Raw genomic sequence first — 24,669 nt, 5'->3', positions numbered from 1 at the left:
GACTCCAGCAGCGGCAGCGCGGTGTCGGCCCGCAGTTGCTCCCACAGCGGCACAAAGGCCCGGCAGCGGGCGTAGCCCCGGCCCATGCGGCGGTACTGCGCCGGGCTCCAGGGTTGGGCGGAAAACTTGTGGGCGAACCACGCGGGCCTGCGGCTCAGGGCCTGGTGGATCAGGCGGCGAATCGGCAGCGGCGCCATCAGCGCCGGCAACCGCCGTTGCCAGAGAAACGCCCCCACCGGCGCCAGCAGCACATTGCGCGCGAAGTGCCCGGGGCGGCGCGCCAGGGCGTGCAGCACAACCAGCGCATTGACCCCGACCGCCATGATCGCCTGCCCTGGTTCGGTCAGCGCCAGCAGCGCCTCGGCGTAGGCCGCGAGGTCGGTGCAGGGCGGTTGCGGGTTGTCGCCAAAACCTGGCAGTTCCAGGGCGTGCACCCGGTAGCGGGCAAAGTGCGGCACGGCGTCGTCCCACCAATCGGCGGCGCTGCCATTGCCGGCCAGCAGGTACAGCAGGGGCTTTTCCATCAGGGTTCCTTCAGGCACGCGGGGCGGCCCCGGGGTGGCGGCGGTCATGGACAAACAACCACAGCAGCGGCGGCAATAACGTCAGCAGGGCCAGGCTGTCGAAGGCCAGGTGCGACCCCATCTGCACCTGGAGCGAGACCCAGATGTCCTGGGGCGCCCAGAGCAGGATCCCGGCCATCAACCAGGCCCAGGCGTTGGCGTGGTGCAGGCGGTCACCCAGGCGCACCAGGGCCAGCAGGTACAGCGCGTAGCTTTGTAGGGTGGCGCCGAACAGCGCCAGCCACCAGACCTGCTGCGCCCGCGCGGCAGGCGGTGCGGCCTGGCCCCAGAACAGCTGTTCGATGCCTTGCAGGTAATCGGTAAAGAGTCCGCTGTGGCCAGCCCAGGTCAGCAGCACGCCGGCCAGCAGGTGGACCAGCGCCGCGGCATACAGCCAGAGCACCAGGGCGCGGCGCAGGCCGGGCTGCGGCGAAGAAGAGGAGGGCAACATTCCATGTCCTGTCGGGGGGCGTCGAGGCGGGGAGTGTAACGATTTTTAGCGGGCCTGCGTGGCGTCGATGGGCCCTGGCCGCTGGGCAGGGGCCGTCCCGCCGCGCTGCCATTGTCCTCGGCGGACGGTTAGAATCGCCGACGTTGCCGCGCCGGCCTGGCGTGGCGCCACAACCAGGGAAGATCGATGTCACGTGCGTCGCTGCTGCAACCTTTCACCCTCCTGCTGCTGGTGCTGCTCGCCGGATGCGCCGGCCAACCCCAGCCGCTGCCGGACACCCCGCACCGCACGCAATTGATCGGGCAGATCGTCGCCAAGTCGGGCATGGTCCGCACCCTCGATTCCCTTGAGCAAGCGCCCCCGGCCAAGCCCCTGCCCAGCGTCGACGAGCTGATTGTCGAGCGCAAGCAACTGATGGGCTTCCTGTTGCCGGACGCCTACTGGGCGCTGTACCGCGACAACCTGGAGCAGTTCAAGCTGGAGATGGCCGAGGTCAAGGTCAAGTCGCTCACCGAGTACAAGCGCCTGTACCGCACGCAACTGGTCAAGGCCAGCGACAGCCAGCTCGAGACCCTGGCCACCGCGCCGGACATGGAAGCCACCCCGGTGTTCAAGAAAGTCCTGGGCAGCGACATGGACATCACCTTCCTGTACTTCGACATGGTCAGGGTCCAAACCCTGGTTGCCGTGCAGAGGCACCTCAAGCGCATGGCCCAGATGGACGTGCAATATGACGTTTGCTCGCGCTACAAGGCCTGCTGGAACCCGCGCTGAGCAAGGCCTTCAGGCTTCATGCAAACCGTCGGCGTCGCGCCAGTACAGCGTCGACTCGTACTGAAAGGACAGGATGAAGCAACTGTCGCACTGCTCGCTGATGCGCCTGGCCAGGCGCCGCACTTCATCCATCGCCGAGTGCTCGGGATGTTCCGGGCCGTGGATACGCAAGTGGGCGCGCAAGGCCACGGCAAACTCGCAGCCCCTGCGGTCCTCGGCGTACAGCTGCTGATCGGTGCCGGCCGTGCTGCTTTCAATGTGCATGCCCGATGGCAGGGCCGCCCACAGCCCATCCGCCTGGGGCTGCACCTCGGCCCCGGCGAAGCCTTCGAGGATTCGCCGCAGCAGCGCGTGCTGCAAGTGACGGTCGGCTTCAAGGTGCAGGTCGAGTGCCATTAGGCCTCCAGGGTTGACGCGGACGGTATCGGCCTAGGCCTGCGGTTGCAGCAGTTCGGCACGGGTGATCAGGTGCTTGAAGTGGTGCTGCCAGAGCCGTATCCCCAGTTGCCCGCTGCGGTCCAGGGACGAGCCCAGGGTCAGGTCGGTGATCAGGGTCGGTTGCAGGCCGGCATCGAACAGCGCAAAACCGGCGGCCAATACGCAGGTATCGGTCTGGATCCCGCACACCAGCACCCGCTGCGGCGCCAGGCTGTGCAGGTAGCGCAGGGTCTCGGCGGTCGGCGCATAACCGTGCTTGATAAACACCTTGTCGGCGGCCACCAGGCTTTCGTCATCGGGGGCCGGCTGCCAGCCCAGTTGCCGAGCGAAGGGCGTGCGGCTTTCATCGTGGCGTTCGACCGTGGCCACCGAGGGCATGCGCCCCAGCAAGTGTTCGATACCGCTCACCAGCCACTGCGGCGGGTTGAAGGAGGGCTGTACATCGACGATCAATAACACCTGATCCATGGGCACCTCGGGTGGTGGGGAAACGGCGGCCGGCCTAGTGGTATCGGCCTTCGACCTGGTAAATGGTCAGGCGCTGTTTTTCAGTCAGCCAAAGAAAATTCGAATGCTCGTCGTACTGGCGCACCACGCCATCGTAGGCCTCCATCGCCTCGCGTCCCGGCCACCAGTTGAACGCGTCGGAGTAGGGGCCGGAGGCGCGCATCAGCATGGCCAGGGCAATGTCGAACGCCTTCAGCGTGATATAGCCACCGTGCAGATCGATCAGTTCCCTGGGCGTGAGGTTTTCAACCAGCCGCGCCTGCATGCCTTGATCGGTGTGCACGATGAAATAGTCGCCCAGAGGCGAATACGGCACTTCATCGGTGCAGTCCTTTTCCACCTTGTTGAAGTCGGACAGGGTAAAGCTGCCGTGCACGAAATCCGACAGCGGCGCGTAGGACTTCTCATATTCACCGGTCCAGCCCAGGTTGGCGGCGGACATCATCTTCTGCACGCCGGGGCATTGGCCCTTGGAAAAACGCTCCAGGCGATTCTCGAAATCATCCGCCAGCCAGGCAAAACGCGTGGCCAGGTCGAGGGCCGTGCGCAGCGTGGCCATGGCGGGGCGGATCAGCCCCAGCTTCAACACATGTTCCAGGGTCTGCAGCAGTTCGAGCTGGAACTCGGCGCAGCGCTTGAACACCAGGTCGGCCTGTTCGTGAATCCCCAGGCACTCGGCGCTGCCTTCGGTATGGGCGGCCAGAAACAGCATCTTCCGGCAGGCGGAAAAGTACGGGTTGATATCGATCTTTACATCCAAAACCACGGTCCTTGCTGCAAGGTTGCAGGGCGCTGGGGTGCGCCCTTGGCGGTGTGCAGCAGGTTAAACAAGCGGCGCGAATCTGCAAGCGGTAAGGCGGGCAGATTCGCGCCAGGCAGCGGTTCAGGCGATTTCGTCGTAGACCTGCAGGTTGCCCAGGCGCCACAGCTTGCCGTCCCAGGAGATCACGTCTTCGATGCCCTTGCACAAGGTGTGTTGCCGATAACGCGGGGTGTTGTCTTTCTTGAACCAGCGATTGATCAGGGTGATCGACTTGGGGGAGGAGAACTTTTTTCGCTCGTTCAGGGCCGGCTGCCAGAAGTAGATGATCATCGACTCCACCAGCTCCAAGTAGTGGCGAGAGACGTCGCTGGGGTACTTCACCGACCCCAGCCAGAACCGTTGCTCGCGGAAAATCTGGTCGACCTTGTGGTGGTACCTGAGCCTTGAGAAAAAACTGCCTTCGGTGATGCCGCAGTACTGAATCGAAGCGCTGCGCTCGTATTTGAGCCTGCCGGTGGCCATGTACAGGCCATTACTCCATTCCGGGTTACTTTCGATTTCCTCCAGCGTCAAAGGCCCTCGCCATTCGACGATCAGGGTTGTGTGGACTGACATTGTTCGATCCTTGAATTCACTCGTCCATCGGGCTGGGCAACTGCGTGTGACAACAGCACGACACCCACTCAGTCAGTGGTTTCCAGCACCCGTGGCCGGCGATAGTTGCCGGTGCTGATGCGCATGTAATACGGCTTGTCGGCGCGCAGCAGGTGGGAGGTCGTCACCCCTGGCGCAAAGCCCTTGCCGCACAGGCCGCTGCCTTGCGGGTCCTGGATCACGGTCATGTCCACCACGCCTGCGGGCATGTAGAAGGTGGCGGTTTCTTCGGCGGCGAAGCGGCCGATGAGTGTGCTGTTGGCCTGTACACCCACGTAGCACCCCAGGCTGTTCATGCCTTCGTCGCGGGTGACCACGACCTTGACCAGGCCGGCGGCAGGCGCCTGATAGGCAAGCACGCGGTCCTGGGGGACAGGGTCGGCCTTGCTGTGGGAGACCGGGGCGGAGCGAACGAAGACCGTGCAGGCGGAGGTGGACAGCACAAGGGCTGCCAGGGCCAGGGAGCGAGCAAAATACATAGGGATTCCATTTCCAGGGAGGGACCAACCGCAGGCCCTGTGGGCAAGGCCGCGAAAAAAGCCGCGCATAATATCAATATGATGGCCTTTGCGGTAGGCGACGGTGTGCGGAGGGGGCACCGGTGTGCCCACCGTCGATCTGGCGCTCAGCACGCCGAGCGCCGAGCCGCGCTCGCCAGATCAGCCTGCGACGCTCAAGGCTGCCACACGCTTTTTTCACCCCCCAGCTTGCGGTCAAGAAAGCTCGCGGCACTGATCAACGCCAGGTGCGTCAGGGCCTGGGGCGTATTGCCCAGGTGCCGGCCGTGGCTGTCGAACTCTTCGGCGTACAGCCCCAGCGGGTTGGCGTAGCGCAGCAGTTGCTCGAACTCCAGGTGCGCCTTGTCGAGCTGGCCGGCGCGGGCCAGGCATTCGACGTACCAGAACGAGCAGGCGGCAAACGCCCCCTCGCTGCCGGCCAGGCCGTCGATCTGGCTGTCGTCGTTGCGGTAGCGGTAGACCATGCCGTCGCGCACCAGGGACTTCTCGATGGCTTCCAGGGTCGACAGCCAGCGCGGGTCCTTGGCGCTGACAAACCGCACCAGGGGCATCAGCAGCATCGAGCCGTCCAGGGCGGTGCTGCCGATGTGCTGAACGAAATGCCCGCGCTCCTCGTTCCAGAAGTTGTTCCAGATATCGTCGTATATCGCCTGCCGGGTCTGGTCCCAGCGGGCAAAGGGCGCCGGCAGGGAACGCTTGGAGGCCAGGCGAATGGCGCGGTCCAGGGCCACCCAGCACATCAGCCGCGAATGCAGGAAGTGATGCTGCTCGCCGCGCATTTCCCAGATCCCCACATCCTGGCCCTGCCAGGTGTCGCAGACCTGATCCACCACCTGGACCGCGTGCTTCCAGCCCTGGTGGGAAATGGCTTCGCCGTATTTGTTGACCAGGTACACCGCGTCCATCAACTCGCCGAAGATATCCAGCTGGATCTGCTCGTAGGCCTGGTTGCCGATGCGCACCGGCTGCGCGTTGCCATGGCCCGCCAGGTGCGTGAGTTCGGTCTCGGGCAACTCCTGCTGGCCGTCGATGCCGTACAGGATATTGAGCTTCATCGGCTGGCCATGGCAGTCGCTGACCCGCCCGCGCAACCAGCCCATATAGGCATTGGCCTCGGCGACGAAACCCAGGCGGATAAAGGCGTAGACGGTGAACGAGGCATCGCGGATCCAGGTGTAGCGGTAGTCCCAGTTGCGTTCGCCGCCGGGGGTTTCCGGCAGGCCGAAGGTCGCGGCCGCCAGGATCGCCCCGTGCTTGCGCGAGGTCAGCAGCTTGAGCGCCAGGGCCGAGCGATGGACCATCTCGCGCCAGCGCCCGCGGTAGTTGGATTGGCCGATCCAGTCGCGCCAGAACTTCTGGGTGCGTTGCAGGCACAGCTCGCTGCTGCCCAGGGCGACCCGTGGGTCGTCGATGCCGCCGAGGATGAACTCGGCGCTCTGGTCCTGCTCCAGCACCCACTCGGCCACCGCGCAGTCGCCCTCCAGGCGCAGTGCCTGGCTGGCGACCAGGCGCAGGCCGGGCTGGCCGTCGGCCTCGAAACACACCGCGTCGGCGTCGACTCGGGCCCGGGTTTGGGCCCGGGCGTAGTCGTGGCGCACCGCACAGCGCATGCGTATGGTGGCCTGGCCGCTGACCACCCGCACCCGGCGAATCAGCAACGGCAGGTCATCCTCGCTGTCGCCCACCGGCAGCAGGTCGGTGACTTCCACCACCGCCCGCTCGCTCAGCCAGCGGGTTTGCAGGATGTTGGTGTCCGGCAGGTAGATCTGCTCGCGCCGGGCGTCGGCCAGGTCCGGGGCCAACTGGAAGATTCCGGCAGCGGGGGAGTCGAGCAGCGAGCAGAAGATCGACGGGCTGTCGAACTCCGGCCAGCAGAAGAAATCCACGCTGCCCTTGTCGTTGACCAGGGCCGCGCTGCGCATATCGCCGATGATGCCGTGGGCGTCGATCGGGCTTTGTCGTTCCGTAAGCTGCCGTTGTGCATGCGACTCAGCCATTGCCACGCCCTTTTTCATAAAAGCCGGGATAGAGGCTCATGCCGCCATCGATAAACAGGGTGCTGCCCACGACATAGTCGGAAGCATCGGACGCCAGCCACACCACTGCATTCGCCACATCCTGGGCCTCGCCGATGCGCCCGTAGGGGATCAGCTTCAGCAGTTCCTGCCCGGCCTCGCCCTCGGTGGCCGTGCGGTTGATGGCGGTGCGGATCGCTCCGGGGGCAATGCCGTTGACCCGGATCCGCTGTTCGCTGACCTCCTGGGCCAGGCTGCGCATGAGCATCTCCACCCCGCCCTTGGAGGCGGCGTAGTTCACATGCCCGGCCCAGGGAATCACCTGGTGCACCGAGCTCATGTGGATAATCTTGCCCGCCGCCCTGGAGACCCCGGCACGGATCCCCTGGCGTTGGAAAATCCGCAGCGCCTCGCGGGCACACAGGAACTGCCCGGTGAGGTTGACCCCGATCACCTGATTCCACTCATCGAGGGTCATTTCGGTCACCCGCGCGTCCCGTTGCAGGCCGGAATTGGCCACCAGGATGTCGAGAAAGCCAAAGGCTTCGAGGGTCTTGGCGAACAGCTGCTCGACCTCGTCCTCCTTTGACACATCGGCGCCAATGGCCACGGCCCGGCCACCGCAGGCGTTGATGTCGGCGGCGAGCTTTTGCGCGGGCTCGGGCTGGCTGTTGTAGTTCAGCACGACGCTGGCTCCGGCGCCGCGCCGATACCGGAACTGGCACCGGTGACCAGGGCCACTTGTCCATCGAGGGAGAGCTGCATGGGGCAATCCTTAACTCAGGGAGCGTGATTAGCTGACTGGTGAAGGTGGCCGGGAGTTCAGCGGGTGCGATAAATCCGTGGCGTGTTCAGGGAGGCACGGGTTTCAGGTTCAGGCTCCGCCAGCGGTTGCTGCCGCTGCATCGCTGCGACGCAACCCGCGCAGCAACAGGTTCAGGCCACCCAGGCTTTGCTCGAGTTTTTGTGCCGGGTGCGCGGCATTGGCGATCCACAGGGCGGCTTCCACCAGGCTGCCGTTGATCAGGCGCGCCAGGGCCAGGGGCGCGACGGGCTCCACCACGCGGGCGTCTATCAAATGCTGGAGCAGGGCGCCGAGGGACTCGATGCACTGTTCTTCACCGGCCTGGGCGCTGTCGGCCAGCACCGCCCGGGCATCCTGCAACAGGATGCGCTGGATTTCCGGCTCCAGGGCCATGTGCAGGTAGGCATGACAGCGCTCGCAGAACGCCTGCCAGGGGTCGGCCACCGCGCTGGAAATCGCCTCCAGGCGCTGGTCCATTTCGGCGTCGATCTGCGCCGCCACTGCCGCCAGCAAGCCTTTTTTATCGCCGAAATGGTGGTACAGGGCGCCTCGGGTCAGGCCGGCTTCGGCGGTCAGGTCGTCCATCGAGGTCTGGGCGTAACCCAGGCGGCCAAAGGCCTGGCGCGCGCTGGCCAGCAGCTTGGCACGGGTGGCTTCGATCATTTCGGCGCGGGGGCGGGGGCTCATGGCGGCTACTCATCTGGGCAATGGGGGTTTGACATACGCCGCGTATGTTCGCATTATTTCTCACATACGCACCGTATGTATTTTTACTGCAGCTGCTGTTTATGGCAAGTTGCACGCCCCTGCCGAGGTTGAAAGTCCATGGTTAATCCTTATCGCGAGCTGTTCCATGCCCCGGGCTCTCGCGCCTTTGTCATCGCCGGGATGATCGCCCGCATGCCGATCTCCATGACCGGTATCGGCATCATCACCATGCTCTCCCAGCTCAAGGGTGGTTACGGCCTGGCCGGCGCGGTGGCCGCCACCTTCGCCCTGGCCACGGCGTTTTGTGCGCCCCAGGTGTCACGCATGGTCGACCGCTTTGGCCAGGGCCGGATTTTGCCGATAGCCGCCGGCGTCGGTGGCGGGGCGTTGCTGGCCCTGTTGCTGTGCACCCGCCTGCAGGCGCCGACCTGGACCCTGTTCCTGTTTGCCGCCCTGGCCGGCTGCATGCCGAGCATGTCGGCCATGGTCCGGGCGCGCTGGACCGAGCTGTACCGTGGCCAGCCGCTGTTGCAGACCGCCTATGCCCTGGAATCGGTGCTCGATGAACTGTGCTTTATCGTCGGCCCGCCGCTGTCGGTCGGGCTGTGCGTGGCGGTGTTCCCCGAAGCCGGGCCGCTGGTGGCGCTGCTGGCCCTGGCCATCGGCGTCACCGCGCTGGTGTTGCAACGCGCCACGGAACCGGCGGTGCACCCCCATATCGGTCCGCAGCAGGGTTCGATCATCCGCTCGGTGGAGCTGCGCCTGCTGGTGCTGCTGATGGTCGCCATGGGCACCACCGCCGGGGTGGTGGACGTGGTCAGCGTGGCCTTTGCCCAGCAGCAGGGCCAGCCGGCGGCGGCGAGCATCGTGCTTTCGGTGTACGCCATCGGTTCATGCCTGGCCGGCATTGCCTTCGGCGCCTGGAAGCCGACCTTGCCCTTGCCCCGCCTGTTTATGTACGGCGGCATCGCCACCGCCGTCACCACCTTGCCGCTGCTGATCGTGAGCAATATTCCCGGGCTGTCTGTGGCGGTATTTGTCGCCGGCCTGTTCTTCGCCCCGACCCTGATCGTGGCCATGGCCCTGGTGGAGAACATCGTGCCCCCGGCCAAACTCACCGAGGGCCTGACCTGGCTGGTGACCGGCCTGAGCATCGGTGTGGCCATCGGTGCCGCCAGCTCCGGCTGGCTCGCCGACCACTATGGCGCGCGCAGCGGTTTCTGGGTGGCCCTGGGCGCCGGGGCGGTGGTGTTGTGGACGGCGGTGCAGAGCTGTCGCCGCCTGAGCCGCGGGGCACCACAGGCGGACTAATTTGCAGCGACCTCAATCCGTTCTCTTTACACACAACTGATTGAGGTAAATGCAGTGACCCAACTGACACTGCTGTGCCTGCCCTATTCCGGCGCCAGCGCCATGGTCTACAGCCGCTGGCGGCGCAAGCTGCCGCAGTGGCTGAAACTGCAGCCGGTGGAGTTGCCGGGGCGCGGTGCGCGTTTCGGCGAGCCGTTGCAGACCGATATGCGTGCACTGGCCCGGCAACTGGCCAGCGAACTGCTGCCCAACCTGAAAGCACCCTATGCACTGTTCGGCCATAGCCTGGGCGCCTTGCTCGCCTGTGAAATGGCCCACGCCCTGCGTGCCCTGGGCGCGCCGGAACCGGTGGCCCTGTTCGCCTCCGGCACCGCGGCCCCGAGCATGCGCTCGGAGTACGACCGCGGGTTCTCCGAACCCAAGACCGACGCGCAACTGATCGAGCAGTTGCGTTCCTTGCAGGGCACCAGTGAAGAAGTGCTGGGCAATGAAGAGCTGATGAGCCTGACGCTGCCCATCCTGCGGGCCGACTTTCTGCTTTGCGGGCGCTTCCAGCCGCTCAATCGCCCGTTGCTCACTTGCCCGGTGCATGTACTGGGCGGCAAGGCCGACCGCGCCACCACCGAGCAACTGATCGGCTGGAGCAAGGAAACCCACGGCAGCTTCTCGGTGGACATGCTGGCCGGCGGGCACTTCTTTATCCATGAACATGAAGCCAAGGTGCTGCGAGCGATCAAGGATTACCTGGAGGTGCACCAGCGGCGGCATGGGCACAAGCTTGCATTGAGCGTCTGAGCGGACGCTTTTCCCCTGCAGGTTCGTCCTGCACTCAAGCCCATCCGGCACTGACCCCGAGGGCAGTGCCGGCGCCCTTTACCAGCCGCGCCCCGAATTGACCCAGAAATTCACCGAGAGCGAGGTGGAGACCGACTCCACCTGGTGGAACCAGCCTTCCGGCAGAAACAGCAGGTCGCCGGCCTCCAGGGTCACCCGCAGGAACGTCACGTCCCGGGCCTGGGGGAAGCGTTGGTAGTCCGGCGCATCCGGATTGAAGTCACAGCCGTCGAGCCCGCCTTCGGGCGCCGTGGACCAGGTGCCCAGGGCGGGGCGATGGTGGGGCGCAGCGAGAATAAACGACTTCTGCCCCCAGACCTGGGCGAACAGGTTGTCGGTGTCGTCACGGTGCAGGGGCGTCAGGGTGCCTTTGGGGCCGATCCAGATCCGTGGCGCAATGAACAGCGCGCGGTCGAAATAGGGCGGGTAGCTGATCTGCTCCATCAGTTGTGCCGGCAAAATGTTGTTGCCCATATAGGCTGGCGGTTCGCCGTTGGGCCCCATTTGGGCCGGGGCATCGAGGGACGCGATGAACTCGGCCATGGAGGTGGAGCGAAAATCACGGTCGGTGGAAAAGGTCTTTTTCACGTAGTCGCCGTGGCGGGTAATGCCCTGCAACTCGGCGAAGTGCACCAGGGATTCTTCGCGGCCCATGTTGAACAGTGGCCAGTCATTCAGGGCATTGCTGATCACCAGGGGAATGCCTTCGGGCAGGTAGTGGGCGCGGAAGTCGCCGATCGACAACGCCTGGCGTGCGATCCGCGTTACCTCTCGCTGGACCGGCTGCGCCGCGGAAACCCGCTCGCTGAGCCTTGGCGGCGTCGGGTAGCGCTTGTTCATGTCGACCTTTTCCGCCTGGCCGCCATGCCGTGCGCTTTCGATGATTTGCGGCAGCAGGGTGGCCAGGCCCATGTTGCCGCCGATTTTCAGGCGGCCGCTGGCAAACAGTTCTTCGACGTCGGCCACGCCGCCCATGATGCCCAGAAAGTCTTTTTCCGCGACGTTGATGGTGACATCCGGACGTGGGTGCAGGCCGCTCTGGGTGGTGGTGCGCTCCCTGATTTCGGACCAGAACATCAGGTGGGGGGCGAAGACGAATTGAAAGACGCCTTCGATGCCGACGGAGCCGGCATTGGCGAACAGCTTTGACAGAACGTTCTGCAAATCCACGGCATTCCCTCTAGGTGTATGTGGGCCTGAAGAGGGAACGAAGCCTGAGCCGGAAAATTTATCCAGGGCGCCGGTTGCAGCGCCCGCTATCGACAGGCCCGGGAGTTGACGCCGCATAAGCCAGGCGCAACAGATCGTGAACAGCTCCTCAGTTCAGGCTGCGCCCCTGGCGCCAGTAGCCCATCAGCGTCAGCTCGCGGCGATCCAGGCCGCGCTCGGTGATCAGGTGGCGGCGGATGCTCATCACCGCAGCGGATTCGCCGGCGACCCAGGCATAGAAGTGGCTGTGGGAGGGACTCGCGCGTTCCCAGAGGATCTGTTGCTCGATGTCGACCTCCGGCAGCTTTGTGGCGCGCTGGGTGCCACTGGCCCTGGGTCCCAGGTCCGCCAGTTCGCGGGCGGCATGCAGCATGGCTTCGCCATGGGCGCAGTGCAGCAGGTCACGGGGCAGCCAGTTCAGGCGGGTGTTCGGGCCGGTGCGCAATGGCAGGCAGTCGGCTTCCCCGGGCACTTCAATAAAGGCCTGCACCGCGATGGCTTCGGGGTGATCGGCCAGCTCTTCGAGAATGCCGGCCAGGGCCGGCAGGGCGGTTTCATCGCCAATCAGCAGAATCTGCCGGGCGTCCGAAGGCGGTTGCCATTCATAGCCGCCCGGGTCGTCAGCAAACGCCAGGTTGGGCACGAGCATCTGCAAGCGGTCGCCGACCTGCGCCTGGGTGGCCCAGGCCGAGGCCGGGCCGTTGACCCCATGCAGCACGAAGTCGATGTCCAGCTCGCACGCTTCGCGGCGCAGGTCGCGGATGGTGTAGGTGCGCATGGGCGGGCATTGGCCCTTGCTCATCTGGCGCCTGGCGGCTTGCCAGTCGCCCTGCCGGGGCAGGTTCGACGGCGCACCGTCGGCGCCGGGGAAGAACAGCTTGATCCGTTGGTCCGGGGCCAGGGTGCGGGCCAGGGCAATGTCCGGGCTGGCAAACACCAGGCGCGTCAGCGACGGGCTGAGCACGATCCGGCGCTTGAGCTGGGCATCGATCATGCGGTAGGCCGTAGGCTGCTCGGCCGGGGTGCCAACCAGTCTGCGCAGGCCGTTACTCAGGGCGCGGCCGAGGGATGCTGCTGAGGACATGGAAATGCCTTTTTGCGAAGGGGTTACTGATTGGACGAGCTGTACCGAGGGGGATTTACCCGCGCCGCAGGGGGCTTGCGTCAGGGGGCGGGGCGCTAATTTTCTGTGCGGGTCATCCGTTCCGTAGGGATAGCCGAGCCAAAGCTCGATACCCAACATGTACGGAAGGCCCCCGATGAATGCTGAAAAGTCCCTGAAACTTGCCCGCCGCTTCATCGAATTGCCGCTGGAAAAGCGCCGGCTGTTCCTTGAAGGCCTGCGCGCGGAAAAGATCGACTTTTCGCTGTTGCCGATTCCGGCCGGGGTGCTGGTCGAGGACCGTCAGGCCCTCTCCTACGCCCAGCAGCGCATGTGGTTCCTGTGGCAGCTGGACCCGCAGAGCGGCGCCTATAACCTGCCGGGGGCTGTGCGCCTGACCGGGCCCTTGCATGAGGTGGCGCTGGAGCAGGCATTCGCCAGCCTGGTGGCGCGCCATGAGACCTTGCGCACGGTGTTCCGGCCAATGGCCGATCAGCGCCTGGAGCAGGTGCCCCTGCAGCAGCCGCTGCGGGTCGAGCACCTGGACCTGACCGGGCTGTCGGTGGATCAGCGCGAGGCCCGGGTGCGCCAGGAAGCCGAGCGCCAGTCCCTGGAACCCTTCGATCTGGAACAGGGGCCGCTGCTGCGGGTGCGCCTGCTCAAGCTCGACCGCGCCGAGCATGTGCTGCTGCTGACCTTGCACCACATTGTTTCCGACGGTTGGTCGATGAACCTGCTGATCGACGAGTTCAGCCGTTTCTACAGCGCCCATTTCACCGGCACCGAAGCGCAGCTGGCGCAGTTGCCGATCCAGTACAGCGACTATGGCCTGTGGCAGCGACGCTGGCTCGAAGCCGGCGAGCAGGAACGCCAGCTCGCTTACTGGCGCGAGCAACTGGGTGACGAACACCCGATGCTGGAGCTGCCCACGGACCGCCCGCGCCCGGCGCTGCCGAGCCATCGCGGGACCCGGCATGAATTCGCCATGGACGATGGCCTGGCGCAGTCATTGCGCAACCTGGCACGGCAACAGAACGTCACCCTGTTCATGCTGCTGCTGGGGGCGTTCACTGTCCTTTTGCAACGCTACAGCGGGCAGACCGATATCCGCGTCGGGGTGCCGATCGCCAACCGTAACCGCAGCGAACTGGAAGGCCTGATCGGTTTCTTCGTCAACACCCAGGTGCTGCGCACCCGGATCGACCCGCAGGCCACGGTGGCCGAGCTGTTGCTGGCGATCAGGGACACGGCCCTGGGGGCCCAGGCCCATCAGGACCTGCCGTTCGAGCAGTTGGTGGAGGCCTTGCGCCTTGAGCGCAGCATGAGCCATACACCGCTGTTCCAGGTGATGTACAACCACCAGCCCCAGGTCGCCGACGTCACGACTTTGCAGCTGGAGTCCGGCCTGGAGCTGGGGTTGATCGACTGGCAGAGCCGTACCACCCAGTTCGACCTGACCCTGGATACCTACGAAAAAAACGGCAAGCTGCACGCCGCCCTGACCTACGCCACCGACCTGTTCGACCCGGCCACGGCCGAGCGCATGGCGCAGCACTGGCAGCACCTGTTGCACGCGATGGTGGCCGATGCCAGCCAGCGCATTGGCGATCTGGCCTTGCTGGCTCCCCACGAGCAGCAGGCGAACATCGCCGCCTGGAACCCGGCCCGGGTTGAATTCCCGGCCACCCAAAGCATTCATCACCTGATCGAGCAGCAGGTCGAGCGCACGCCCGAGGCCGTGGCGGTAGTCTTCGACCAGCAGTCCCTGAGCTATCGCCAGCTCAATCAGCGGGCCAACCGGTTGGCCCATCAACTGATCGAGCACGGGGTTGGCCCCGATGTGCTGGTGGGCCTGGCGGTGGAGCGCAGCCTGGAGATGGTGATCGGGCTGCTGGCGATTCTTAAAGCCGGCGGCGCCTATGTGCCCCTGGACCCGGCTTATCCACAGGAGCGGTTGACTTACATGATCGAGGACAGCGGCATTCGCCTGCTGCTGACCCAGCCCTCCCTGCTTAAGATCCTGCCGATCCCGGACGGGGTGCGCACGCTGCTACTCGATACCCCTGAACTGGCCGGTTACAGCCAGGACAACCCACAGGTGGCGATCGACGTGGCCAACCTGGCCTATGTGATTTACACCTCCGGTTCCACCGGCAAGCCCAAGGGCACCTTGCTCCCGCACCACAATGTGCTGCGCCTGTTCCAGGCCACCGACCGCTGGTTCAGCTTTGGCCCGCAGGATGTCTGGAGCCTGTTCCATTCCTACGCCTTCGACTTCTCGGTATGGGAGATCTTTGGCGCGCTGTTGTACGGCGGCAAGCTGGTGGTGGTGCCCCATGACGTCAGTCGTTCGCCGGAAGAGTTCTTCAAGCTGTTGTGTGATGAGGGCGTCACGGTGCTGAACCAGACTCCGTCGGCCTTCAAGCAATTGATGCCGGTGGCCTGTGCCAGCTCCGAGATTCATGCTCTGCGCTATGTAGTGTTTGGCGGCGAAGCCCTGGAAGTGAAGGCCCTGCAGCCCTGGTTCCAGCGTTTTGGCGACCAACAGCCGCAACTGATCAATATGTACGGCATCACCGAAACCACGGTGCACGTGACGTACCGCCCGATCACTCTGGCCGATCTGCAAGCGGACGCCAGCAGCCCGATTGGGGAGGTAATCCCGGACCTTTCCTGGTACTTGCTCGACAGCAGCCTCAACCCGGTGGCCAAGGGCTGCATCGGTGAGCTGTATGTTGGCCAGGCCGGTTTGGCCCGTGGTTACCTCAATCGCGGCGCCCTGACGGCCACGCGTTTTATTGCTGACCCATTCTCGACGTCATGGCGAGCGGCTGTATCGCACCGGCGACCTGGCGCGCTATCGCGCCGATGGGGTCATCGAGTACATCGGGCGTATTGACCATCAGGTGAAAATCCGTGGTTTCCGCATCGAGCTGGGTGAGATCGAAGCCCGTTTGCTGCAACTGCCCGCCGTGCGCGAAGCCGTGGTCCTGGCCATGGACGGCGCCAACGGCCAACAGCTGGTGGGCTACCTCGTGGTCCAGCCGGGGCAGTCGGCTGATGCCGAGCTGCGGGAGGCAATCAAGGCCCAGCTGCGCACGGAGCTGCCGGACTATATGGTCCCGGCGCATTTGCTGTTCCTCGACACCCTGCCACTGACCGGCAACGGCAAGCTGGACCGCAAGGCCTTGCCTCAGCCCGATGCCAGCCTATTGCAACAGGCCTATGTGGCGCCGCAAAGCGAGCTGGAACAGCAGATCGCAGCGATCTGGCAGGACGTGCTGAAGCTGGAGCAAGTCGGCCTCACCGACAACTTCTTCGAGCTGGGCGGCGACTCGATCATCTCGATTCAGGTGGTCAGTCGGGCTCGCCAGGCGGGTATTCGCTTTACCCCCAAAGAGCTGTTCCAGCACCAGACGGTGCAGAGGCTGGCAAGTGTGGCGCAGACCGGGGCCGCCGATGAGGTGATCGACCAGGCGCCGGTCACCGGCAGCATGACCTTGTTGCCGATCCATCAGGTGTTTTTCGAAGAGTCGATTCCCGAGCGCCATCACTGGAACCAGTCGGTGCTGCTCAAGCCGGCCATGGCCCTGGATGCCCCGTTGCTGGATGCCGCCCTGCAGGCCTTGATCGCACACCACGATGCCTTGCGCCTGACCTTCACCGAGCAAGGCCAGGCCTGGGTCGCGCGCTTTGCGCCGCCGTCCTCGCCGTCGGTGTTGTGGCACAGCGAACTGGCGGATATCGCCGAGTTGGCGCAACTGGGCGAAGAAGCTCAGCGCAGCCTCGACTTGCAGCAGGGGCCGCTGCTGCGGGCGGTGCTGGTCACGCTGCCGGACGCCGGGCAGCGCCTGCTGCTGGCCATCCATCACCTGGCGGTGGACGGGGTGTCCTGGCGCATTCTGTTCGAAGACCTGCAACTGGCCTACAACCAGCTGGCGGCCGGCCAGGCGGTGCGCCTGCCGCTCAAGAGCAGTTCGCTCAAGGCCTGGGCCGAGCAGTTGCAAGCCTATGCCCGTAGCCCGGCGTTGCAGGACGAACTGCCGTACTGGCAAGCGCAATTGCAGGGCGTTGCCGCGGATCTGCCGTGCGCCAACCCGGCGGGCGGCCTGCACAGCCACCTGGGGCTGAGTGTGCGCACGCGGCTGGACCAGGAGCACACCCGGCAACTGCTGCAAGAGGCCCCGGCGGCCTACCGCACCCAGGTCAACGATCTGCTGCTGACCGCCCTGGCGCGGGTGATCGCCCGCTGGACCGAGTCCCCTTCGGTGCTGTTGCAGATGGAAGGCCACGGCCGCGAGGAGTTGTTCGACGGTATCGACCTGACCCGCACCGTTGGCTGGTTCACCAGCCTGTACCCGGTCAAGTTGACGCCGGCACTCAGCCTTGGCGATTCGATCAAGGGCATCAAGGAGCAATTGCGCGCCATCCCGCACAAGGGCATCGGCTTCGGCGCCTTGCGCTACCTGGGTGATCCCCAGGCGCAGCAACTGTTGGCCGACCTGCCGGTGCCGCGCATTACCTTCAACTACCTCGGCCAGTTCGATGGCAGCTTCGACGATGACGACGCATTGTTTGTGCCCAGTGGCGAGAACGCCGGCAGCGAGCAGAGCGCCGAGGCGCCCCTGGGCAATTGGCTGAGTATCAATGGCCAGGTCTACAACGGTGAGCTCGACCTGAGCTGGACCTTCAGCCACGAGATGTTCAGCCAGGCCCAAGTCCAGGAGCTGGCCGATGCCTACGCCCTGGAGCTGGAGCAACTGATCGCCCATTGCACGCGCTACGGCAGCGGCGGGGTGACCCCGTCCGACTTCCCCCTGGCGCGGCTCGATCAGGCGCAACTGGATCGCCTGCCGCTCGCGCCGGCGACGATCAAGGACATCTACCCCTTGGCGCCGATGCAGCAGGGCATGCTGTTCCATACCCTGTACGAGCAAGGTTCCGGGGACTACATCATCCAGATGAGCCTCGAGGTCAGCGGCCTCGACCCCGAGCGCTTCCGCCAGGCCTGGCAAGGCGCGGTGGATGCCCACGACATCCTGCGCACAGGTTTTGTCTACCAGGGCGAGTTCGCCCAGCCGATGCAGGTGGTGCTCAAGCAGGTCGAGGTGCCGTTCAGCCAGCAGGACTGGCGCGGCCGTGCCGACCTGGCAACGGCGCTCGACGCTCTGGCCCAGGCCGAACGGCGCCAGGGCTTCGAGTTGAGCCAGGCGCCATTGCTGCGCCTGCACCTGGTGCGCATCGGCGATGAGCGCCATCAATTGATCTACACCAGCCACCACATTCTGATGGATGGCTGGAGCAACTCGCAGCTGCTGGGCGAGGTGCTGCAGCGTTACAGCGGCCAGGCCGTTGCTGCCCAGGGCAGCCGCTATCACGACTACATCGCCTGGCTGCAAGGGCAGGACCAGGCCCTCAGCGAAGGGTTCTGGAAGGAGCAACTGCGCGACCTCGAAGAGCCGACGCGCCTGGCCCTGGCGATGGCGCCCCTGAGCCGGGAGACCGGCTATGGCGATTGCCATGTCCAGCTCGACGCCGCCCGGACCCTGCGTCTCAACGAGTTTGCCAGGGCGCAGAAAGTCACCGCCAACACCCTGCTGCAAGCGGCCTGGCTGCTGTTGCTGCAACGCTACACCGGGCAGGCCACCGTGGCATTCGGCGCGACAGTGGCCGGGCGTCCGGCGGAGCTCAAGGGCGTCGAGCAGCAGATCGGGCTCTTTATCAACACCTTGCCGGTGGTCGCCACGCCGCAACCGGAGCAGACCCTCGCCAGCTGGCTGCAGAAGGTCCAGGCGCAGAACCTGGGGCTGCGCGAGCACGAACACACGCCCTTGTTCGAGATCCAGCGCTGGGCGGCCCGCAGCGGCGAGGCTCTATTCGACAATATTCTGGTGTTCGAAAACTACCCGGTGTCCGAGGCCCTGGAACAAGGGGCCCCCGCAGGCTTGCGCTTCGGCCCGATCGACAGCCACGAGCAGACCAACTACCCCTTGACCCTGGCCGTGGGCCTGGGTGAGGAGCTGGGGCTGCACTTCAGTTTCGACCGCGGGCATTTCTCGTCGGCGATGATCGAGCAGCTTGCGGCGCACCTGATGCACCTGCTGCAGCAAATGCCCGAGCTGGCCGAACGTCCGCTCAGCGAGTGGTGCCTGCTGGATCAGCGCGCGCGCAGCCAAACCCTGGCCGAGTGGAATCCGCGTCCGGCCCGTCTGGTGAGCGAGCAGCCCCTGCATGCCTTGATCGAGGCCCAGGTCGAGCGTGCACCGCAGGCGATCGCCCTGACCCTGGGCGCGCAGCACATGACCTATCGTCAGCTCAACAACCGGGCCAACCAACTGGCGCACCGGCTGATCGAACAGGGTGTCGGTCCCGATGTGCTGGTGGGGCTGGCGGTCGAGCGCAGCCTGGAGATGCTGGTGGGCCTGCTGGCGATCCTCAAGGCCGGTGGCGCCTATGTGCCCCTGGACCCGGCGTACCCCGAGGACCGCTTGGCCTACATGATCGAAGACAGCGGCTTGCAGTTGCTGCTGACTCAAACGCACCTGCTGCCGCGCTTGCCGCTGGCGGCGCAGCTGCCCACCTTGCTGCTCGATGAGCAGGGCCTGGCCGGTTACCGCGAGAGCAACCCCGGGGTCAGGGTGGACCCGGCCAACCTGGCGTATGTCATTTACACCTCGGGTTCCACCGGCAAGCCCAAGGGCGCGCTGCTGAGTCACCACAACGTACTGCGTCTGTTCCAGGCCACCGATGGCTGGTTCGGTTTCGGTCCGCAGGATGTCTGGAGCCTGTTCCATTCCTACGCCTTCGACTTCTCGGTCTGGGAGATCTTCGGCGCGTTGTTGTATGGCGGGCGCCTGGTGCTGGTGCCCCAGGACGTCAGTCGCTCCCCGGAAGAGTTTTTCAGCCTGCTGAGGGAGCAGGGCGTCACCGTGCTCAACCAGACGCCGTCGGCCTTCAAGCAGTTGCTGCAAGTGGCCTGCTCCCCCGAACAGGCCCAGGCCCGCCTGGCCCTGCGCTACGTGGTGTTTGGCGGCGAAGCCCTGGACGTGCAGAGCCTGCGCCCGTGGTTCGAGCGGTTCGGCGATCAGGCGCCGCAATTGATCAACATGTACGGCATCACCGAAACCACGGTCCACGTCACCTACCGGCCGATCAGCCTGGCCGACCTGCAGCAGGACGCCGCGAGCCCGATTGGCGAGCCGATTGTCGACCTGTCCTGGTACCTGCTCGATGCCGACCTCAACCCGGTGCCCAAAGGCTGCGTCGGTGAGCTGTATGTCGGCCAGGCCGGCCTGGCGCGGGGTTACCTGAAACGGCCGGACCTGAGCGCGACGCGGTTTATCCCCGACCCGTTCTCGGCGTCGGGTGAGCGCCTGTACCGCACCGGCGACCTGGCGCGCTATCGCACCGACGGGGTGGTGGAGTATGTCGGGCGCATCGACCATCAGGTGAAAATCCGTGGGTTCCGCATCGAGCTGGGGGAGATCGAAGCCCGCTTGCAGCAACAGGACGAAGTGCGTGAAGCGCTGGTGCTGGCGGTGGACGGCCCCAGTGGCCAGCAGTTGGTGGGGTACCTGATCGCCAACCGCGACCTGAGCGAGGTCGACGCCGCCGCAGCCCTGCGCGATGTGATCAAGGGCCGGCTCAAGGACGTGCTGCCGGACTATATGGTCCCGGCTCACCTGCTGTTCCTCGAACGCTGGCCCTTGACGGCCAACGGCAAGCTCGACCGCCGGGCGCTGCCGGCCCCCGATGCCAGCCTGCTGCAGCAACAGTACCTGGCGCCGCAGAGCGAGCTGGAGCAACAGGTGGCGGCGGTCTGGCAAGAGGTGCTGGAACTTGAGCGCGTCGGGCTCAACGACCACTTCTTCGAACTGGGCGGGCATTCCCTGCTGGCGACCCAGGTTGTGGCGCGCCTGAAGCAGGTGCTGGTGTGCGAGGTCGGGTTGCGTGACCTGTTCGGCACCCCGACCCTGGGCGCCTTCGCCGCGGCCCTGGCGCTGCGGGTCGGTATCGCCCGTGCGCGCCTGCCCGAGCTGGTGGCGACGGCGGGCAAGGCGCAGGCCTGCCTGTCCCTGGCGCAGCGCCGGTTGTGGGTCGTGGAGCAGTTTGCCTCGGCCAGCGGTGCCTATGGCATGCCATTGGCGCTGCGTCTTGAAGGCGAGTTGTCGGTGCCGCTGCTGGTGGCCAGCCTGCGGCAACTGGTGCAGCGCCATGAGGTGCTGCGCACCGCTTATGTGGCGGACGAGGAGGGCGATCCACTGGCGCTGATCAGCGCCGAGGTCGCGGTGGACCTGCCGTTGCTCGACCTCTCGGGCCTGGACCCGGTCGAGCGCGAAACCCGAGTGGCCGAAGCGGTGGAACAGAACGCCCGGACCCCCATCAGCCTGCTCAAGGCCCCGCTGTTGCGCGGCCAGGTCCTGCGCCTGGGGCCGACTGAACACGTGGTGCTGTTTGCCATGCACCACATCATTTCCGATGGTTGGTCGATGTCGATCCTGAGCAATGAAATGGTCGAGGTGTACGCCAGGCTCAAGGCGGGTATCGAGCAGCCGTTGCCGGCGTTGGCGCTGCAGTACTCCGACTATGCCCAGTGGCAGCAGCAACTGGAGCAGGCCGGGGTTTTCCGCGACCAGGCGGCGTACTGGAAAGACGCCCTGGCCGGGCACGGCGGCCTGCTGCAATTGCCCACCGATCATCCCCGCCCGGAAGTGGCGTCGTTCGCCGGGCGCGATTGCAGTTTCTCGATTGCTCCCGCGTTGCACCAGGCCCTGAGTGCCCTGGCCCGCGAGGCCGGGGTCACGCTCTACAGCACCCTGCTCGCCAGCTTCCAGGTGTTGTTGCACCGCCTCAGCGGCAGCGACGACGTGCTGGTGGGGGCGGATGTCGCCGGGCGGCCGCAGGCCGAGCTGGAAAGCCTGATCGGCTTCTTCGTCAACATCCTGCCGTTGCGCTCGCGCTTCGATGCCAACCAGTCATTCGCCGCGTTCCTGGCCCAGGCCCAGGAAACCAGCCTGAGTGCCTTCGAACATCAGGACCTGCCATTCGACATGCTGGTCGAGGCCGCTGCGGTCAACCGCCGCAAAGGCGTCAACCCGCTGGTGCAGGTGCTGTTCGTGATGAACAACCTGCCGATTCGCAGCGCCGGCATTGAAGACATTCGCGTCCAGGCCCTGCCGTCGGCCGGTGCCTATTCGAAGTTCGACATGGCGCTGTTTATCGACGATGAGGCCGGGCAGCTGCATGGAACCTGGCAATTTGCCTGCGACTTATTCAAACAAGAACGTATCGAGCTCTGCGTGAACAGCTGGATGACCATTCTCGAACAGATTGTGCGTGATCCGGATATACGACTAGGGGATATCAACATGCCTACCAACACCGTGGCGCTTGCCGCCACGACCACTGCACCCGCAGCACCGAGCAAGGCCGACAAGCTGGGCAAGTTCCTGAAAAAGGCCCAGAGCCCGGCAGCCCGGCCCCATGCGCCGGTATTTCGGGAAACCCTGATGGTCCCGGGGCAGGTATTCCCCTTGTTGTGGGAGCCGACGGACCCGGGCCTGGACTTGGTGCAGTGGATCCGCAACAACCGGGCCCTGGTGGAAGAGAAACTCGCGCGGCATGCCGGGATCCTGTTCCGTGGCTTCGCCATGAGCGACATCCATGCCTTCGAGGCGTTCGCCGAAGCGGTGCAGCCGGGCCTCTACGGACAGTACGGCGACCTGCCGAAGAAAGAGGGCGGCAAGAACACCTACCGCTCCACGCCGTACCCGGAAAAGAAAATGATCCTGTTCCACAACGAGAGCTCCCATCAGGATCGCTGGCCGCGCAAGCAGCTGTTCTTCTGTGAACAGCCGTCGCCCGTCGGCGGCGCAACCCCGGTGGTGGACTGCCGCTTGATGTACCAGAAGCTGCCGCTGGCCCTGCGCGAGAAGTTCGAGAGCAAGGGCCTGCTGTACGTGCGCACCTTCGCCGACAAGCTCGATGTGTCCTGGCAGCATTTCTTCAAGACCGAGGTGCGCGACGAAGTCGAGGCCCGCTGCAGTGCCGCGGGGATCCAGTGGACCTGGCTGGACAACGATGAATTGCAGATCCGCACCCCGTGCCCGGCCATCATCAGCCACCCGGTGACCGGTGAGAAAAGCTTCTTCAATCAGGTCCAGTTGCACCACATCTATTGCCTGGATCCGGATGTGCGCGAGGACCTGCTCGGGCTCTTTGGTGAGCAGCGCATGCCGCGCCATGTGTATTACGGCGATGGCTCGCCGATCGAAGACGAGGTCATGCAGCGGGTTGGCGACCTCTATGAGGAATGCGCCGTGCGTTTCGACTGGCGCAAGGGCGATGTGATCCTGCTGGACAACATGTTGGCCGCCCATGCCCGGGACCCGTTCGAGGGCCCGCGCAAAATCGTCGTGGCCATGGGAGAAATGATCGAACGCAGTGCCCTGGAGGCACTGTCGGAACAGGCGCCAGTCGCCGATCGGCAAACGCAAGAGGCGCAAGCATGAGTACGGCAAACCTGGAAACACTGGACGCGGGCTTGGCCCTGCTCCCCGAGCAACAGCAGCATCTGGCGGCCCTGGACGCCGGTGCACGCCATGGGGCGACGGCGCACTTGCTGGCGGTGGAGATCCATGGCGAGCTGGATCCGGCGCGATTGCAGCGGGTACTGGATGGCCTGTTGCAGCGTCACGACGTACTGACCACACGCCTGGAATCGGTGCCTGGCTACCATGGCCTGCGCCAGTTTCTGGCCGCTGCCGAGGGGCCGTCATTCGCTCTTCAAGTCCAGGCCGACGTGGTTTCCGCCAGCCTGGCGGCGTCGTGGCGGGAGGCGTGGCAGGAACAATCGAGCGAGCGTGGCGGCCCCTTTGCCCAGGCGCTGTTGCTGCGCACCGCCGATCGCCAGTGGCAGCTGCTGCTGAGTGTGGCGCGCCTGGTGGCGGACGCCGGCAGCCTGGCGGTGCTGCTGCGGGCGCTGATCAGTGGTTATGAGCAGGACGGTCTGGAGGTCGACGACGAGCTGGGGCAGTTTTCCCAGTACCTGGAATGGCGCAGTGAAGTGCTGTTCGACGAGGATGCCGATACCGCCAAGGCTTACTGGCAGGCCCTGGCGCCTGCCGAAGAGGGCTTGAGCGCGCCGTACCTGCCTTATCGTCGCGCCGATGCCCCGGCCCACGACGGCGCCGCGGTGCTGCAACTGACACAGGCGCTGGACGCCGCACTGGCCAGCGCCCTGCAACAGGTGGCCAGCGCCTGCGCCAAGCCGGTCGAGGTGCTGTTGCAGGCGGCCTGGTGGGTATTGCTTGGGCGCATCAGCGGCCGTGAGCGTTTCCTCGCCGGCTGGCGGCATGACGGACGCCAGGACTACGAGTTCTTCGCCCAGACCCTGGGGCTGTTCGAGAAAACCCTGCCCTTGCACCTGGTTCTGCCCCAGGCCCAGAGCTTCTCCACGGTGCTTGACGCCCTGGCGCAGCAGCTTGAACACCATCGCACCTGGCAGGAGTACTGGGCGGCTGACCTGGCGCCGGTGCTGGCCAATCCGCTTTACGGGTTCGCCACTCGCCAGGCCTTAGGTACGCAGGCGGTGGCCGGGGGCCAATGGTCGGCGTCGCACCTCGCCGCGTCGGCGCCGCTGTTCGAACTGTCCCTGCAACTGGGGTTGAGTGCCCAGGGGGTTCCCGTGGCACTGAGCATCGAGGCCTTGCCGGCACGTTATTCGCTGGCGGCCCTGCAAGGCCTGCAGGCGCAATACCTGACCTTGCTGCAGAGCATTGTCGAGGACGTGCACCAGCCTCTGTCCCGGCTCAATCTGCTGGGAGAGGCCGAGAGCGCCGCGCTGCTGGGCCTGAACCCGGCGCCCGAAGCGCTGGATGAGCGCGTGCTGTTGCCCGGGCGCATCGCCGAGTGGGCGCAGATCACCCCGGATGCCGTGGCCCTGGTCAGCGCCGGGCAGACCCTGACCTATGCCCAGCTCGACAGCCGCGCCCATGACCTGGCGTTGCGGCTCGCGG

The 24,669-nt window shown here is 65.4% G+C and carries 17 protein-coding genes and 1 pseudogene; 6 read left to right on the top strand and 12 right to left on the bottom strand.

Annotated elements, in window-relative coordinates:
- Positions 1–524 (bottom strand): alpha/beta fold hydrolase (locus CF161_RS31595; RefSeq protein ID WP_020300712.1); only part of this gene is annotated, 524 nt, incomplete at its 3' end.
- A gap of 10 nt (positions 525–534) precedes the next feature.
- Positions 535–1,014: a hypothetical protein gene (locus CF161_RS31590; RefSeq protein ID WP_020300711.1), complete on the bottom strand. Its 480-nt coding sequence runs from the start codon at positions 1,012–1,014 to the stop codon at positions 535–537.
- 186 nt (positions 1,015–1,200) lie between these two features.
- On the opposite strand from CF161_RS31590, the gene CF161_RS31585 reads away from it, so the two are divergent.
- On the top strand, positions 1,201–1,788 hold the full coding sequence (locus CF161_RS31585; protein ID WP_020300710.1) for a hypothetical protein: 588 nt from the start codon (positions 1,201–1,203) through the stop codon (positions 1,786–1,788).
- A 9-nt stretch (positions 1,789–1,797) separates the two neighbouring features.
- Here the strand turns inward: CF161_RS31585 and CF161_RS31580 are convergent, their stop codons facing one another.
- From CF161_RS31580 to CF161_RS31545, 8 genes and pseudogenes are all read right to left on the bottom strand, one after another.
- Complete coding sequence (locus CF161_RS31580; protein WP_020300709.1) at positions 1,798–2,184, bottom strand: hypothetical protein; 387 nt, start codon at positions 2,182–2,184, stop codon at positions 1,798–1,800.
- Between the two features lie 33 nt (positions 2,185–2,217).
- The gene (locus CF161_RS31575; RefSeq protein WP_020300708.1) at positions 2,218–2,694 is read right to left on the bottom strand and encodes an isochorismatase family protein; all 477 of its coding nucleotides are present in this window, start codon (positions 2,692–2,694) and stop codon (positions 2,218–2,220) included.
- 34 nt (positions 2,695–2,728) lie between these two features.
- Positions 2,729–3,493, bottom strand: a complete 765-nt coding sequence (locus CF161_RS31570) for a hypothetical protein (protein ID WP_020300707.1) — start codon at positions 3,491–3,493, stop codon at positions 2,729–2,731.
- Positions 3,494–3,616: 123 nt separating this feature from the next.
- The gene (locus CF161_RS31565) at positions 3,617–4,111 is read right to left on the bottom strand and encodes a hypothetical protein (protein ID WP_020300706.1); all 495 of its coding nucleotides are present in this window, start codon (positions 4,109–4,111) and stop codon (positions 3,617–3,619) included.
- A gap of 68 nt (positions 4,112–4,179) precedes the next feature.
- Positions 4,180–4,629: a hypothetical protein gene (locus tag CF161_RS31560; RefSeq protein ID WP_020300705.1), complete on the bottom strand. Its 450-nt coding sequence runs from the start codon at positions 4,627–4,629 to the stop codon at positions 4,180–4,182.
- Positions 4,630–4,823: 194 nt separating this feature from the next.
- The gene (locus tag CF161_RS31555; RefSeq protein ID WP_020300704.1) at positions 4,824–6,665 is read right to left on the bottom strand and encodes a glycoside hydrolase family 15 protein; all 1,842 of its coding nucleotides are present in this window, start codon (positions 6,663–6,665) and stop codon (positions 4,824–4,826) included.
- Positions 6,658–7,448: pseudogene (locus CF161_RS31550) on the bottom strand (SDR family oxidoreductase). Before CF161_RS31550 ends, CF161_RS31555 begins: the two are co-directional and overlap by 8 nt.
- A gap of 109 nt (positions 7,449–7,557) precedes the next feature.
- On the bottom strand, positions 7,558–8,175 hold the full coding sequence (locus tag CF161_RS31545) for a TetR/AcrR family transcriptional regulator (protein ID WP_020300701.1): 618 nt from the start codon (positions 8,173–8,175) through the stop codon (positions 7,558–7,560).
- 138 nt (positions 8,176–8,313) lie between these two features.
- Between CF161_RS31545 and CF161_RS31540 the strand changes: the two genes are divergently transcribed.
- On the top strand, positions 8,314–9,507 hold the full coding sequence (locus tag CF161_RS31540) for an MFS transporter (protein ID WP_020300700.1): 1,194 nt from the start codon (positions 8,314–8,316) through the stop codon (positions 9,505–9,507).
- Positions 9,508–9,561: 54 nt separating this feature from the next.
- Complete coding sequence (locus CF161_RS31535; RefSeq protein ID WP_020300699.1) at positions 9,562–10,302, top strand: thioesterase II family protein; 741 nt, start codon at positions 9,562–9,564, stop codon at positions 10,300–10,302.
- Positions 10,303–10,380: 78 nt separating this feature from the next.
- Here CF161_RS31535 and CF161_RS31530 read toward each other — a convergent pair whose 3' ends face one another.
- The gene (locus CF161_RS31530) at positions 10,381–11,511 is read right to left on the bottom strand and encodes a cupin-like domain-containing protein (RefSeq protein WP_020300698.1); all 1,131 of its coding nucleotides are present in this window, start codon (positions 11,509–11,511) and stop codon (positions 10,381–10,383) included.
- A 148-nt stretch (positions 11,512–11,659) separates the two neighbouring features.
- A complete protein-coding gene (locus CF161_RS31525; protein ID WP_020300697.1) occupies positions 11,660–12,634 on the bottom strand; it encodes a siderophore-interacting protein in 975 nt (324 codons plus the stop codon).
- A gap of 175 nt (positions 12,635–12,809) precedes the next feature.
- Between CF161_RS31525 and CF161_RS33530 the strand changes: the two genes are divergently transcribed.
- The 3 genes from CF161_RS33530 to CF161_RS31515 all read left to right on the top strand — a co-directional run.
- Positions 12,810–15,551: an amino acid adenylation domain-containing protein gene (locus CF161_RS33530; RefSeq protein ID WP_020300696.1), complete on the top strand. Its 2,742-nt coding sequence runs from the start codon at positions 12,810–12,812 to the stop codon at positions 15,549–15,551.
- Positions 15,451–23,163 (top strand): non-ribosomal peptide synthetase, encoded by a 7,713-nt coding sequence (locus tag CF161_RS31520; protein WP_020300695.1) that lies wholly within the window; start codon positions 15,451–15,453, stop codon positions 23,161–23,163. The genes CF161_RS33530 and CF161_RS31520 overlap by 101 nt, the downstream gene beginning before the upstream one ends.
- A partial coding sequence (locus CF161_RS31515) for a condensation domain-containing protein (protein WP_020300694.1) occupies positions 23,160–24,669 on the top strand: 1,510 nt, incomplete at its 3' end. The genes CF161_RS31520 and CF161_RS31515, both read left to right, overlap by 4 nt.

The sequence above is a fragment of the Pseudomonas sp. CF161 genome (genome assembly GCF_000416215.1).
In the GTDB taxonomy this organism is placed as follows: domain Bacteria; phylum Pseudomonadota; class Gammaproteobacteria; order Pseudomonadales; family Pseudomonadaceae; genus Aquipseudomonas.
This window is presented reverse-complemented; position numbering and strand designations above follow the sequence as displayed.

Bases quoted from the DNA above. Each gene is read 5' to 3' on its own strand.
- CF161_RS31555 (WP_020300704.1), bottom strand. From the start codon at position 6,665: ATGGCTGAGTCGCATGCACAACGGCAGCTTACGGAACGACAAAGCCCG.
- CF161_RS31590 (WP_020300711.1), bottom strand. From the start codon at position 1,014: ATGTTGCCCTCCTCTTCTTCGCCGCAGCCCGGCCTGCGCCGCGCCCTG.
- CF161_RS31540 (WP_020300700.1), top strand. From the start codon at position 8,314: ATGGTTAATCCTTATCGCGAGCTGTTCCATGCCCCGGGCTCTCGCGCC.
- CF161_RS31565 (WP_020300706.1), bottom strand. From the start codon at position 4,111: ATGTCAGTCCACACAACCCTGATCGTCGAATGGCGAGGGCCTTTGACG.
- CF161_RS31560 (WP_020300705.1), bottom strand. From the start codon at position 4,629: ATGTATTTTGCTCGCTCCCTGGCCCTGGCAGCCCTTGTGCTGTCCACC.
- CF161_RS31545 (WP_020300701.1), bottom strand. From the start codon at position 8,175: ATGAGCCCCCGCCCCCGCGCCGAAATGATCGAAGCCACCCGTGCCAAG.
- CF161_RS31580 (WP_020300709.1), bottom strand. From the start codon at position 2,184: ATGGCACTCGACCTGCACCTTGAAGCCGACCGTCACTTGCAGCACGCG.
- CF161_RS31525 (WP_020300697.1), bottom strand. From the start codon at position 12,634: ATGTCCTCAGCAGCATCCCTCGGCCGCGCCCTGAGTAACGGCCTGCGC.
- CF161_RS33530 (WP_020300696.1), top strand. From the start codon at position 12,810: ATGAATGCTGAAAAGTCCCTGAAACTTGCCCGCCGCTTCATCGAATTG.
- CF161_RS31585 (WP_020300710.1), top strand. From the start codon at position 1,201: ATGTCACGTGCGTCGCTGCTGCAACCTTTCACCCTCCTGCTGCTGGTG.
- CF161_RS31575 (WP_020300708.1), bottom strand. From the start codon at position 2,694: ATGGATCAGGTGTTATTGATCGTCGATGTACAGCCCTCCTTCAACCCG.